Annotated in this window: 12 protein-coding genes; 5 read left to right on the top strand and 7 right to left on the bottom strand. The window is 67.5% G+C overall.

Annotation, left to right across the window (positions count from 1 at the left end; translation table 11 throughout):
- The first annotated feature begins 8 nt into the window (after positions 1-8).
- Positions 9-2558, top strand: coding sequence for a TonB-dependent siderophore receptor (locus RR928_RS07310; protein ID WP_332681975.1), 2550 nt, complete (start codon positions 9-11; stop codon positions 2556-2558).
- On the opposite strand, the gene RR928_RS07305 is transcribed toward RR928_RS07310, so the two are convergent.
- The 5 genes from RR928_RS07305 to RR928_RS07285 are packed head-to-tail and all read right to left on the bottom strand — an operon-like array spanning position 2555 to position 6640.
- Entirely contained in the window at positions 2555-3145 is a 591-nt protein-coding gene (locus RR928_RS07305; RefSeq protein WP_332537225.1) for a VOC family protein, read from the bottom strand. The genes RR928_RS07310 and RR928_RS07305 overlap by 4 nt on opposite strands.
- A gap of 23 nt (positions 3146-3168) precedes the next feature.
- Complete coding sequence (locus RR928_RS07300) at positions 3169-4176, bottom strand: zinc-dependent alcohol dehydrogenase family protein (RefSeq protein WP_332681973.1); 1008 nt, start codon at positions 4174-4176, stop codon at positions 3169-3171.
- Positions 4163-4741 carry an amino acid synthesis family protein gene (locus RR928_RS07295; RefSeq protein WP_332537223.1) on the bottom strand — a complete coding sequence of 193 codons (579 nt, stop codon included), beginning with the start codon at positions 4739-4741 and terminating at the stop codon, positions 4163-4165. Before RR928_RS07295 ends, RR928_RS07300 begins: the two co-directional genes overlap by 14 nt.
- A gap of 21 nt (positions 4742-4762) precedes the next feature.
- Positions 4763-5734 (bottom strand): tripartite tricarboxylate transporter substrate binding protein, encoded by a 972-nt coding sequence (locus RR928_RS07290; RefSeq protein ID WP_332537221.1) that lies wholly within the window; start codon positions 5732-5734, stop codon positions 4763-4765.
- A 42-nt stretch (positions 5735-5776) separates the two neighbouring features.
- Positions 5777-6640 carry a fumarylacetoacetate hydrolase family protein gene (locus tag RR928_RS07285; RefSeq protein ID WP_332547815.1) on the bottom strand — a complete coding sequence of 288 codons (864 nt, stop codon included), beginning with the start codon at positions 6638-6640 and terminating at the stop codon, positions 5777-5779.
- 140 nt (positions 6641-6780) lie between these two features.
- Here RR928_RS07285 and RR928_RS07280 point away from each other — a divergent pair, with 140 nt between their 5' ends.
- Together RR928_RS07280 and RR928_RS07275 are read left to right on the top strand one after the other, a co-directional pair.
- Positions 6781-7497, top strand: coding sequence for a GntR family transcriptional regulator (locus RR928_RS07280; RefSeq protein ID WP_332537217.1), 717 nt, complete (start codon positions 6781-6783; stop codon positions 7495-7497).
- Between the two features lie 17 nt (positions 7498-7514).
- Entirely contained in the window at positions 7515-7907 is a 393-nt protein-coding gene (locus RR928_RS07275; RefSeq protein WP_332537215.1) for a DoxX family protein, read from the top strand.
- Positions 7908-7943: 36 nt separating this feature from the next.
- Here RR928_RS07275 and RR928_RS07270 read toward each other — a convergent pair whose 3' ends face one another.
- A complete protein-coding gene (locus RR928_RS07270; protein ID WP_332537213.1) occupies positions 7944-8885 on the bottom strand; it encodes a LysR substrate-binding domain-containing protein in 942 nt (313 codons plus the stop codon).
- A gap of 157 nt (positions 8886-9042) precedes the next feature.
- Between RR928_RS07270 and RR928_RS07265 the strand changes: the two genes are divergently transcribed.
- The gene (locus RR928_RS07265) at positions 9043-10041 is read left to right on the top strand and encodes a Bug family tripartite tricarboxylate transporter substrate binding protein (protein WP_332547814.1); all 999 of its coding nucleotides are present in this window, start codon (positions 9043-9045) and stop codon (positions 10039-10041) included.
- Between the two features lie 91 nt (positions 10042-10132).
- Positions 10133-11284 (top strand): mandelate racemase/muconate lactonizing enzyme family protein, encoded by a 1152-nt coding sequence (locus RR928_RS07260; RefSeq protein WP_332537209.1) that lies wholly within the window; start codon positions 10133-10135, stop codon positions 11282-11284.
- A gap of 112 nt (positions 11285-11396) precedes the next feature.
- On the opposite strand, the gene RR928_RS07255 is transcribed toward RR928_RS07260, so the two are convergent.
- Positions 11397-12029, bottom strand: a 633-nt coding sequence (locus tag RR928_RS07255; RefSeq protein WP_332681969.1) for a zinc-binding dehydrogenase, incomplete at its 5' end; no start/stop codon positions are given.

Raw genomic sequence — 12029 nt, 5'->3', positions numbered from 1 at the left:
ATACGTTCATGGCCCATCGTCCGGCGCGGCACTGCCGCACGCTTTCGTTTTCATTCCTGCCCAGCGCGCTGGCGCTTGCCGTGGCGCAACTCGGAGCGGTCACCCCGCTGCTGCTGACCGCGGGCGCGGCCCAGGCCCAGGCGCCGGCCGCGCCGGCGCGCAGCTTCGACATTCCCGCCGGGCCGCTGGAAGACGCGCTCAACCGCTTTGGCCAGGATGCAGGCCTGGTGCTGGCGTTCTCGCCCGAGACCGTGGCCGGCTTGCGCAGCGCAGGTCTGCAGGGCAGCCACAGCGTGCGCAGCGGGCTGGACGCGCTGCTGCAGGGCACGGGCGTGCGCGCGCTGCAGCAGCCCAACGGCGTCTATGTGTTCCAGCGCCAGGCGGCGGCCGCGGCACCGGCGGCCGAGGCGGGCGCCGCCGCGCCCACGCGCTCGCTGGCCGAGATCCGCGTGCAGGCCCGGCGCGAAGCCAGCGGCACGACCGAAGGCACGGGCTCGTACACCAACCAGATCACCAGCATTGCCTCCAAATCAGACCAGTCGTTCCGCGAGATTCCGCAGTCGGTGTCGGTGATCACGCGCCAGCTGATGGACGACAAGAAGGTCGTCGATGTCGAGCAGGCGCTGGCGCTCACGCCCGGCGTGATCGTGGCCGACAATTCGGGCCGCTATTTCTCGCGCGGCTTCCAGGTCACGAGCATGCAGGTCGACGGCGGCGCGCCGCTGGCGCTGGGCGCCTACACCTATCAGCCGCAGCAGGAGATGGCGTTCTATGACCGCGTCGAAGTGATGCGCGGCGCCTCGGGCCTGCTGGGCGGCGTGGGCGACCCGGGCGGCATCATCAATCTGGTGCGCAAGAAGCCGCTGGCCCAGCGCCAGATCGATGTCTCGCTGTCGGCCGGCAGCTGGGACCAGCGCCGCACGGAGCTGGATGTGACCGGCCCGCTCAACGCCGAGCGCAGCGTGCGCGGGCGCGCGGTGCTGGCCTACCAGGACGGCAACTCTTACTTCGACCATGTGAGCCTGGAGAAGCCCTCGCTGTATGGCGTGCTCGAAGCCGATCTCACGCCCGAGACCCTGCTCACCGTGGGCGCGTCGTACGGCAAGGTGAAGCAGACCGGCGACTACGGCGGCCTGCCGCGCTTTGCCGACGGCCGCGACCTGGGCCTGTCCGGCAGGACCGTGTTCTCCAACGACTGGTCGTACTTTCACTACAAGAACCAGGAAGTGTTTGCCCAGCTCGCGCACCGCTTCGACAACCACTGGCAGCTCAAGCTCAACGCCACCCATGCCCAGACCGACCAGAACCGGCTGTGGAGCAGTCTCTCGGGCCCGGTCAATCCGCAGACGCTGACGGGCCCGCTGTGGCGCGGCGGCCTGCTGGACTCGTCGAACACCCAGGACAGCGTGGACCTCAATCTCGGCGGCCCGTTCTCGGCGCTGGGCCGGCGCCACGAACTGCTGCTGGGCCTGGACTGGCAGCGCGTGCGCAGCCATTGGCAGAACCTGAGCTTTGCCGACAGCGCCCAGGTGGGCGGCAATGTGTTTGACCCCCAGCCCTGGACGCCGCAATTCGGCCGCTACAACCTCAATCTGAGCGAGCGCTACGCGCCCTGGGGCCAGGAGCAGGTCGGCGGCTATGGCGTGCTGCGCCTGAACCCGACCGACAGGCTGCACGTGATTGCGGGCGCGCGCCTGAGCCGCTACGAGTTCACGCAGACCATCTCCAACCTGCTGGACGCCGCGGGCAGCACCGCGCCGCGCTCGGCGAAATCCTTCGAGGAAAGTTCCAAGGTCACGCCCTATGGCGGCGTCATCTACGACCTGAACGCGCAATGGTCGGCCTATGCCAGCTATTCCTCCATCTTCAAGCCGCAGGCGCTGATGATGTCGGGCCCGCTGCCGGGCGCGCCGCTGGCGCCCATCAAGGGCCGCAGCTACGAGGCCGGCGTCAAGGGCGAGCTCATGGACGGCAAGCTCAACGCCACCTTCAGCGTCTTCAACGTAGAGCGCACCGGCACCGCCGTGCTCGACACGCGCTACACCGCCACCCCCAGCCTCTGGGGCGCGGCCTGCTGCTATCTGCCCCAGGGCAAGGTCACGAGCCAGGGCTTCGACGTGGAAGTCGGCGGCCAGCTGGCAGCGGGCTGGCAGGTCGCCGCCGGCTATACCTTCAACGAGACCCGCGACAAGACCGAGAACAAGGTCTTCAGCAGCATCACGCCGCGTCACCTGCTCAAGCTGTCGACGGCCTACACGCTGCCCGGCGAGTGGTCGCGCTGGCGCCTGGGCGGCAGCGCCCGCGTGCAGAGCGCGCAGTTTGTCTCGGGCACGGTGACCGGCGCGAACGGCGCCTCCCAGCCCTATGACTTCACCCAGCCCGGCCATGCCATCTGGGATCTGCTGCTGCAATACCGCATAGATCCCAACTGGAGCCTGGGGCTCAACGTGAACAACGTGCTCGACAAGCGCTACTACCAGACCGTGGGCACGGTGTTCTCGGGCAATATGCAAGGCCTGCCGCGCAATGCCATGCTGACGCTGCGGGGCAAGTTCTAGGGCCGGGTCGGCGCGGCAGCTGCCGGTCCCGCGTCCGGGCCGCGCTGCGCCAGCCGCCTTTGCGTGAACTGCGCGGCCCAGTCGCTGGCCAGCATGTAGCTGGGATCGGTGCGCACGATGCGCTCGGTCTCGGCCCACAGCGTGGCATCGTCCTGGTCCAGGTCCAGCGGGTCGCCGTGCGGCTGGCTCACATACCAGGGCGTGTCCAGGTAGATCTCCACGGTATTGCCTTCGGGGTCCTGGCAGTAGAGCGACATGGCATTGCCGTGGTTGAGGCCGCGCATTCCGGTCGCGCCCATTTCAAGCGCGCGCCGGCGCGCTTCGCGCAGCTGCTCCAGGTCCAGCACCTTGAACGACAGCTGCATCACGGTGCTGGGCGCATCGGCGCCGCGGCCCGAGGCCAGCACCAGCTGGTGGTGCTGGTCGTCGCGGCCGCTGAGAAACACCAGCGTGTAGCGGAAGGTTCCGCCCACGCCGCGGTCGGTTTCCTGCATGTCGAAGGTGCCGCAGTAGAACGCCTTCAAGGCTTCGACGTCGCGGCAGAAGATGCCGCAGTGCGACAGATTGGGTGCATAAATGGCGGTCATGGCGCGCTCTTCGTATAGGTTGCTCAAGGATGCAGGACCAGCTTGCCCAGCGAGGCGCCGCTGTCGAGCAGCTCGTGTGCGCGCCGCGCCTGGGACAGCGGCAGGCGCGTCGCGGCCGGCGCGCGCACTGCGCCGCCGGCCATCAGCGCGATCGCCTGCTCCATCAGGCCGCGGCGCAGCGGCCGGTCGGCGTCGATGGCGTGGATGGAGAAGGTGCGTATCGCCAGGCTGCGCGCCAGCAGCTTGCGCATCTCATCGAACACATCGCCTGCGGGCGCGCCGCCCAGAATGTTGTACGACACTGCCATGCCGCCGGGCGCGAGGCTGCGCAGGCAGGCGATGAACAGCGCGCCGCCGATATGGTCGAAGGCCAGATCGACGCCGCGCCCGCCGGTCGCGGCAAACACGCGTTCGGGCAGGCCCGCAGGATCGGCATCGACCAGCTCGCTCACGCCGTTGGCCAGCGCGAAATCGCGCTTGGCCGGCGTCGAAGCCGTGCCAATCACCTGCAGGCCGCGCGCGCGCGCCACCTGCGCCACGGCCGTGGCCACGCCGCCCGCGGCGCCGGGCAGCAAAATGGCGCGCGCCGGCAGATTGCCGTTGCTCGCCAGCAGCGCCAGCGCGAGCTGGAAGTTGCCCAGGCTCACGGCATCGTCAAACGCCAGGCTGTCGGGCAGCGCGAAAGGCGCGTCCTGCGGCACGCAGATCGCCTCGGCGTAGCAGCCGCCGCGCTGGCGCAGTTCGCGCGCGCTGACCAGCACGCGCTGGCCCACGGACAGCAGCGTCACGCCCGCGCCCACGGCATCGACCACCCCGGCCATCTCGTTGCCCGGAATGGCCGGCAGGGGCGGCATCCATTTGTAGCTGCCGTTGCGTATCAGCACGTCGGGCCCGCCCGCGCCAATGGCATGCGCGCGCACGCGCACTTCACCCGGGCCGGGCAGCGGCAGCGGCAGGTCCAGCCATTCGAGCACTTCAGGCCCGCCCGGGGCCTGCAGGCGCACGGCCTTCATGGTGTCAGCGCTGGCCATCGTGCACCGCCACATTGTCCTTGGTCAGGCCGCCCAGGCGCGAATGGATGCGCCCGCCATCGGCCATCACCAGCGCAAACAGGATTTCATCGGGGCGCGGCGCGTCCTGGATGCCGACTTCGGCGCTGTTGTAGTGGCTGCGCACGTACGACGCGTGGATGTAGTGCAGCGGCACCATCAGCCGGTAGCCGGTCTGGGCCACGGCCTTGGCCGCGGGCACCATGGCCTTGGGCTCGCCCAGCACGGCGCGCATTGCCCAGCCGCCGGCTTCGTGCCAGACCGCGCCATGTTCGAGTTCGCCGTTGACGCCGACGATGGCGGCCTTGCTGTAGGCCTCGACATTGTCCCGGCCCAATGTGGCGACCAGTTCCTCGGCCAGCAGCGTGCCCAGGCCGCGCAGCTCGGCCATGAAGGGCAGCAGGTCGGGTTCGTAGCGCCCGGCATAGGGGTTGCGTATCACGGCGCAGGCCGCGGCAACGCGCAGCGGCTTGTCGGCCGGCGGGCCGCCTTCGTGGTAGATGGTCTCGATGTTGAGGCTGCGTTTGCGTATGGCGATCAATGACATGGTGTGTCTCGTTGGAATGGACTATTGCTTGGGAATCTTGGCCTCTGTGACGACCTGCGTCCAGCGCTCCAATTCCCGGGTGACCAGGGCTTTCATTTCCTCGGGCGTGCTGGCGCGCGCCTCGCCGCCCATGTCTTCGAGGCGCTGGCGCACTGCCGGCACCTGCAGCGCGCGCAGGGTTTCGGCCTGCAGCCGCTCGACCACGGCGCGCGGCGTGCCGGCCGGCGCCATCAGGCCGGCCCAGGAGCTGACGTCATACCCTGTCACGCCCTGCTCGGCGACCGTGGGCACCTGGGGCAGGCGCGGCCAGCGTGCGCCGCCGCTGGTGGCCAGCGCGCGTATCTTGCCGGCCAGGATATTGGGCATGGCGGCCGTGGGCGGAACCACGATGAACTGCACATCGCCCGACAGCAGCGCCGTGAGCGAGCCCGCGTCGCCGCGGTAGGGCACATGCAGCAGCGGTACCTTGGCGGTCTTGGCCAGCAGTTCCCCGGCCAGGTGGTGGGTCGAGCCCACGCCCGCCGTGCCGTAGGGCAGGCCGCCGGGATGGCTGGGCGCCGCCGCCAGCAGTTCGCGCAGGCTGTTGAACTTGCTGTTCGCGTTGACCACGATCAGAAAGGGAAAGAAGGTGACGGTGCTGATCATCTCGAAATCGGCGACCGTCTTGTAGGGCAGGTGGTTGTACAGCGCGCCCGCGACCGCATGGCCGCCCGTGGCCAGCAGCAGCGTGTAGCCGTCGGGCCTGGCGCGCGCCACGTTCGTCGCGGCAATCGTGCCGCCAGCGCCGGTCTGGGCCTCGACGACCACCGGCTTGCCCAGCGACTTGCCGATTTCCACGCCCAGCGCGCGCGCGATGGCATCGGCGTTGCCGCCGGGCGCAAAGCCCTGGTAGATCTTCAGCGGACGGTCGGGCCAGTCCTGGGCCAGCGCCGGCAGGGCGCAGGCCGCGGCGCTGGCGGACAGCAGGTTCAGCATCAGTCTTCTGGTGTGCATGTTCTTGTCTCCTTGGACGCCGTGCCGCAACTGCGTGCGCTTTCAGCGTGACTGGGCGACGACCGGATTGACCAGCGTGCCAATGCCTTCGATCTCGACTTCCACCGTGTCGCCGGCCTGCATGAACTGCGGCGGCTTCTTGCTCCAGCCCACGCCCGCGGGCGTGCCGGTGGCGATCACATCGCCCGGCGCCAGCGTGAAGATCGTCGAAGCGTAGGCAATCAGCGTGGGAATGGAGAAGATCAGGTGGCTGGTGTCGCTGGACTGCACGACCTTGCCGTTCAGGCGGGTCTCGAGCTTGAGCACGCGGCCCGGCGCGATCTCGTCGGCCGTGACCATCCAGGGGCCGAAGCCGCCCGTGGACTCGAAGTTCTTGCCCGAGGCGATCTGCTTGGCGTGGAACTGCCACTCGCGCACGCTGGCGTCGTTGTAGGCGCTGTAGCCGGCCACATGCTTCCAGGCATCGGCCTCGGCGATGTCGCGCCCGCCCGTGCCGATGATCACCGCCAGCTCGCCTTCCCAGTCCAGCGAGTCCGAGACATGGGGGCGCACGATGGGGCCCAGATGCGGGGTCTGCGAGCGCCACACGCGCAGAAAGATCGGCGGCTGCTCGGACAGCTCGCGCTGCATTCCCGCGGCCAGCACTTCCTGGTGGTGGTCCATGTAGTTGCGCACCGCGCAGACGATCTTCTCGGGCTTGGGAATGGGCGGCAGGAAGGTGATGTCGGCGAGCCGGGCTTGGGCCGCGAGGCCGGCAACCAGCGCATCACGCTCGGCAAAGCGCGTGCTGCCGACGAAGTCGGCGAGGCTCGCGCAGCCGCTGCGCTCGGCAAGACTTGCGACGCCGTCGCCGATGACGACGCCCCAGGTTTCGCGGCCGGCGTGCAGGTAGGACAGGAGTTTCATGAGGTTTTCCTTGGACTTTGAAAAAGCAGAATCTTTCTGACTCCACATGAAAATGGACTTTATGCATAAAAAGTAAGATAAAGCATAGAACTAACCCTTACGTAGACTTTGGCCGCGCTTTTCCTATAATCGAGCCCGAGATGCCACGCCTGCCCACACCCCCCACCGATGCGGCCGAAGCCGCCGTCCCGCTTGCCGAGCAGGCCTACCGCCGCCTGCGCCAGTCCATAGTCCGCTGCGACTTCGCGCCGGGCCAGCGGCTGCGCGTGGAGGAGCTGAGCCGGCAGTTCGAGATCAGCAGCAGCCCGCTGCGCGAGGCGCTCAGCCGCCTGGCCGAGCAGGGGCTGGTGCAGGCCTTCGAGAACCGCGGCTTTCATGTGGCGCCGCTGTCGGTCGCCGGCATTGCCGACCTGACGCGGGTGCGGCTGCTGGTCGAGTGCGAAGCGCTGCGCGACGCCATGGTCCATGGCGACGACGCCTGGGAGGCGGGCGTGGTGGCCGCGGCCCATGGGCTGGCGCTGGTCGAGAAACGCCTGGGCGACCAGGCGCCTGTCCTGGACGAATCCTGGTCGGGCCGGCACCGCGAATTCCACCTGGCGCTCTACGGCGGCGGCACTTCGCCCATGCTGAACAATCTGGTGGGCGTGCTGTTCGACAACGCCGAGCGCTACCGCCAGTTCTCGGCGCGCCACCGCAAGATCAAGCGTTCCAAGAACGCCGAACACCAGCAGCTGATGAACGCCGTGCTGCAGCGCGACGCCGACACCGCGCTCGGTCTGCTGCGCCAGCACATCAGCGGCACCGAGCGCAATGTGGTCGAAGCGCTGATTTCCATGGCGCCGGGCACGCTGCAGTAGCGCCAGGAAGCGCCGCAATGCATGCCGCCGCGCCGCCGGGCCCGGGCCGAAAAGCCGCTCTGGGCTTTGTCTTCCTCTGGTTCTTTCTTGGCGGCATCGCCCATTTCGTCGCCACCGAGGCCGAGATGCGCATTGTTCCCGCCTGGATTCCCTGGCCGCGAGAGGCGGTGCTGGTCACCGGCGTGCTGGAACTGCTGGGCGCGATCGGCATTCTCTGGCGGCCTTTGCGCCGCAGCGCGGGTTGGGGCCTGGCGCTGCTGACCCTGGCCGTGACGCCGGCCAACATCGTGATGCTGCAGAACGCCGCCGATTTTCCGGCCGTGCCTTACTGGCTGCTGGTGGCGCGCCTGCCGCTGCAGGTTGCATTGCTGTGGCTGATCCTGTGGAGCACCGCGCCGCGCGACCGTTAGGCACGGCTGCTGCGCAGCTGTCGGTGCGAGCCTAGATCAGGCGTCATTGACGCCTTGCTGCTGAGCGGGCCACAGCGCGTAGGGGCCCGAGGTCAGCTGCTCCTGCAGAAAGCGTACGCAGACACCTAGCTTGGCCGATTCCGACAGGCGTCCGGTAGTGACTGCCCAGATGTCGGCGGGCCAGCGGTAGGCCGGCAGCACGTGCACCAGCTCGCCTTCGCGCAGGCTTTTGCTGCAATCCCATTCGGCCAGCCGCACGATGCCGTGTCCGTCCAGCGCCCACTGGCGAATGATGTCGTTGTTGTTGGATGACAGCGCTCCCGTGACCTTTGCCGACTCCAGCCCCTTCGGCCCGGTCAGCCGCCAGGTGCCAAAAGGCTGGTCACGCTCGCGGAACACCAGGCACGAGTGCTGCGCCAGTTCGGCCAGCTGCGTGGGTGCGCCGTGGCGCTCGATGTACGACGGCGCCGCACACAGGATGCGGTGGCTCTGGGCGATGCGGTGGGCGATCAAATGCGGCTCCGGCACTTCACCGATGCGGATGTCCAGGTCCAGGCCTTCGCTCAGCAGATCGACCGGGCGGTCGAGCACGGTCAGCGACACCTCCAGCTGCGGATAGCGCTTGGCCAGCAGCGAGATGGCCGGAGCCACATGATTGCGGCCCAGGCGGAAGCTGGAACTGACGCGCAGGCGGCCCTGTGGTTCTGCCGTGTCTTGCGCCAGCGCTTCCTGCATCTGGCGCACGCCATCCAGGATGCTGCGCGCCCATTCGTAGGTTTTCTCGCCCTGGGCCGTGGTGCTCACCCGGCGTGAGGTGCGGTGCAGCAGGCGTACTCCCAAGTCTTGCTCCAGCAAGCCTATGCGCTTGCTGACATAGGAGGGCGACATGCCCAGCTCGGTCGCGGTACGCACGAAGTTGCCCTGGCGTACGACTTCCACGAACAGGCGCAGATCGGAAAGGTTGGGGGTATCAGACACGATTCGTGGACCATGAAGTGACAAATGGCGTGATTCTAAATTGAATCGTCATGGATATGATGCCTTCAGCTTCCACGAAAACGGCAGAAACGGCGCACAAAAGAGGCATATCGGCGCCTGTCACAGCGAAGCCGAATCAACCTAACAGGAGACAAAAATGAGACCACTTTTTCGCACCGCATGCCGGTTCGTGTTGGGCGCCGTGGCGCTTGCGGGCACTCTGCAAGGCGCGGTAGCCCAGGAGTCCTACCCCCAGCGGCCCGTCACCTGGCTGGTGCCGTTTGCCGTCGGCGGCCCCACGGACGCGATTGCGCGCACCGTGGCCCAGCGGGTATCGGCTGAGCTGTCCCAGCCCATCATCGTGGACAATCCCGCGGGCGCGGGTGGCACCGTGGGCGCGCTGCGCGCGGCACGCTCCAAGGCCGACGGATACACGCTCTTCGTGGGCCACATAGGCACGATGGCCGCTGCGCCGTACCTGTTCAAGGGGCTCAAGTACGACCCGATGAAAGACTTCGTTCCCATCTTCCGCTTTCCGGACACACCCATGGTGCTGCTGGTGAAGAACGGCGCTCGCTTCAAAACCGTCAATGATCTGCTGCAGGAAGCGCGCAAGCGGCCTGGCGAGCTGACCTTCGGCACTGCGGGCGTGGGCTCGTCGTCGCACCTGGCAGCCGAGCACCTGGCCGCCACGGCCAAGGTGAAATTCACTTTTGTTCCTTACAAGGGCACGGGGCCGGCCATGACCGATCTGGTGGGCGGCCAGATTGACGCCATGCTGGACCAGACCAATGTCTCACTGCCGCAGATTCAAGGCGGCCGGCTCACGGCGCTGGCGCTGACCTCGCAGTCGCCCATGCCGCAGTTTCCCGGTGTTCCCACATTGGCCGATACCGATCTGCCGGGCTTTCTGGCCTCGACCTGGTACGGCTTGTATGCCCCTGCCGGCACTGCGCCCGTGGTGATCGAGACCATGCGCGTGGCCTATATGAAGGCCCTGGCAGACAACGCGTTCACCGACGCGCTGCGCAAACAGGGCATAGACGTGCTGCCGAACGACCGCGTGGGGCCCGCGCCCTTGCGCGAGTTCACCGTGAGCGAGCAGAAGAAATGGGAGCGTGTGATCCGCGAGGCCAATATCGCGGTCCAGCCCTGAGCCTGTCTTTTCCCTTCGTCATCGCGCAGCGGTTGCCTGGCCGACCGGGCCGGCCATCTGCGCCCGAAACCTTGAAAGAAAGTATCCCAGCATGAAGATCAAGCACATCGAGGCCATTCCCCTGGACATGGCGCTGAGCGAAGTGTTCACCGGCGGAACCTACCAGGTCACGGCCCGGCCCACCATTGTGACGCGAGTCTACTTGGACAACGGCATGGTCGGGGAGACCTATGGAGGCGACGAGGTCCACACGCAAAAGCAGATCGTGCAAGTAGTGCGCGAACAATTCGTGCCGCTGCTGGTCGGCCAGGACGTGCGCGACTTCCAGCGCCTGTGGGACGCGATGTTCACGCTGCCTCTGGACCTTGGCAATCGCGGCCTGCACCAGCTGGACATGCACCCCCGTGGCATCATCATGCAGGCCATCAGTTGCGTGGACAACGCCATGTGGGACGCACGTGGCAAGCTCTACGGAACGCCAGTCTACAAGCTGCTGGGCGGGGTGCGCGAGCGCGTGCCGGTGATTTCCATTGGTGGCTATTACCCCAAGAACGGCCAGGACCCTCTGGAGGCCATCGCCGAAGAGGTGGACATGGTGCGCGCGGCGGGTTGCATGGGCATCAAGATGAAGGTCGGCCGCGCGAGCTTGGAGCAAGACCTGGAGCGCGTGCGCGCGGCGCGCAAGGCGGGAGGCGCGGATTTTGTGATCACCGTGGATGCCAACCAGGGCTGGGATCCGCTGGATGCGGTGAAATTCTGCGTCGCCATGGAGCGCGCCGACCTGGGCGTGCGCTGGATGGAAGAGCCGGTGAAGTGGTATGACCAGACCGACGGCCTGATGCTGCTGGCGCACAAGACCACGATTCCCATCAACGTGGGCCAGGGCGAGATCAGCGGCCGCGCCTGCCGTGACCTGATCATCAAAGGCGGAGTGTCTATCCTCAACCTCGATTGCACGCTGTGCGGCGGGGTCACCGAATGGCAGCGCGTGGCCGACATGGCGCGACTGATGAACGTGGAGATGGCGCACCACGAAGAACCGCAGGTGGCGATACACCTGCTGGCCGCCAACCCGCACGGGCTGTTCGTGGAGATCTTCGCCAACCGCAAGCGCGACCCCTTGCTGTGGGAGCTGCCCGACGGCTTCCCCGAGATCGAGAACGGCTACATGCGGGTGCCGCAGGAGCCCGGCTTGGGCGTGCGCCTGCGGCCCGAGGTCATAGAGCGCTATCGCATCGACTGAGTGCCGGCCCGCAGGATATGCGGCCGGGAGCATGCTGCGCCGCTTTCCGCCGAAAAAAAACCGCCCGCGCGACCAGCGCCGCGGGCGGTTTCAGCCAAGCCGCTAGGGCTTTTTAGGCGTAGTTCACCACCGAACGGATGGACTTGCCTTCATGCATCAGATCGAAGGCTGCATTGATCTCGGTCAGCGGCATGGTGTGGGTGACGAAAGGCTCGAGCTGGATGTCGCCGCGCATCGCTTCCTCGACCATGCCCGGCAGTTCGGAACGGCCCTTGACGCCGCCGAAGGCCGTGCCCAGCCAGCGCCGGCCGGTGACCAGCTGGAAGGGGCGGGTGGAGATTTCCTGGCCCGCGCCGGCCACGCCGATGATCACCGACTGGCCCCAGCCGCGGTGGGCGCATTCCAGCGCCGCGCGCATCACGTTGACGTTGCCTATGCACTCGAACGAGTGGTCCACGCCCCAGCCCGTCATTTCAACGATGACCTGCTGGATCGGCTTGTCGAAGTCCTTGGGGTTGACGCAGTCGGTCGCGCCGAAAGTGCGCGCCAGTTCGAACTTCGAGGGGTTGGTGTCGATGGCGATGATGCGCCCGGCCTGGGCCAGCTTTGCGCCCTGCAGCACGGCCAGGCCTATGCCGCCGAGGCCGAACACCGCTACGCTGTCGCCGGGCTGGACCTTGGCGGTGTTCTTCACCGCGCCCAGGCCCGTGGTCACGCCGCAGCCCAGCAGGCAGACCTGCTCGGG

The sequence above is a fragment of the Comamonas sp. genome (genome assembly GCF_036666375.1).
In the GTDB taxonomy this organism is placed as follows: Bacteria; Pseudomonadota; Gammaproteobacteria; order Burkholderiales; family Burkholderiaceae_C; genus Comamonas.
Note: the sequence above shows the minus strand (reverse complement) of the source record. Positions and strands in the feature narration are given on the sequence as shown.

Excerpts from the sequence above, each read along its gene's own strand:
- RR928_RS07310 (WP_332681975.1), top strand. The coding sequence starts at position 9 with ATGGCCCATCGTCCGGCGCGGCACTGCCGCACGCTTTCGTTTTCATTC.
- RR928_RS07305 (WP_332537225.1), bottom strand. The coding sequence starts at position 3,145 with ATGACCGCCATTTATGCACCCAATCTGTCGCACTGCGGCATCTTCTGC.
- RR928_RS07300 (WP_332681973.1), bottom strand. The coding sequence starts at position 4,176 with ATGGCCAGCGCTGACACCATGAAGGCCGTGCGCCTGCAGGCCCCGGGC.
- RR928_RS07295 (WP_332537223.1), bottom strand. The coding sequence starts at position 4,741 with ATGTCATTGATCGCCATACGCAAACGCAGCCTCAACATCGAGACCATC.
- RR928_RS07290 (WP_332537221.1), bottom strand. The coding sequence starts at position 5,734 with ATGCACACCAGAAGACTGATGCTGAACCTGCTGTCCGCCAGCGCCGCG.
- RR928_RS07285 (WP_332547815.1), bottom strand. The coding sequence starts at position 6,640 with ATGAAACTCCTGTCCTACCTGCACGCCGGCCGCGAAACCTGGGGCGTC.
- RR928_RS07280 (WP_332537217.1), top strand. The coding sequence starts at position 6,781 with ATGCCACGCCTGCCCACACCCCCCACCGATGCGGCCGAAGCCGCCGTC.
- RR928_RS07275 (WP_332537215.1), top strand. The coding sequence starts at position 7,515 with ATGCATGCCGCCGCGCCGCCGGGCCCGGGCCGAAAAGCCGCTCTGGGC.
- RR928_RS07265 (WP_332547814.1), top strand. The coding sequence starts at position 9,043 with ATGAGACCACTTTTTCGCACCGCATGCCGGTTCGTGTTGGGCGCCGTG.
- RR928_RS07260 (WP_332537209.1), top strand. The coding sequence starts at position 10,133 with ATGAAGATCAAGCACATCGAGGCCATTCCCCTGGACATGGCGCTGAGC.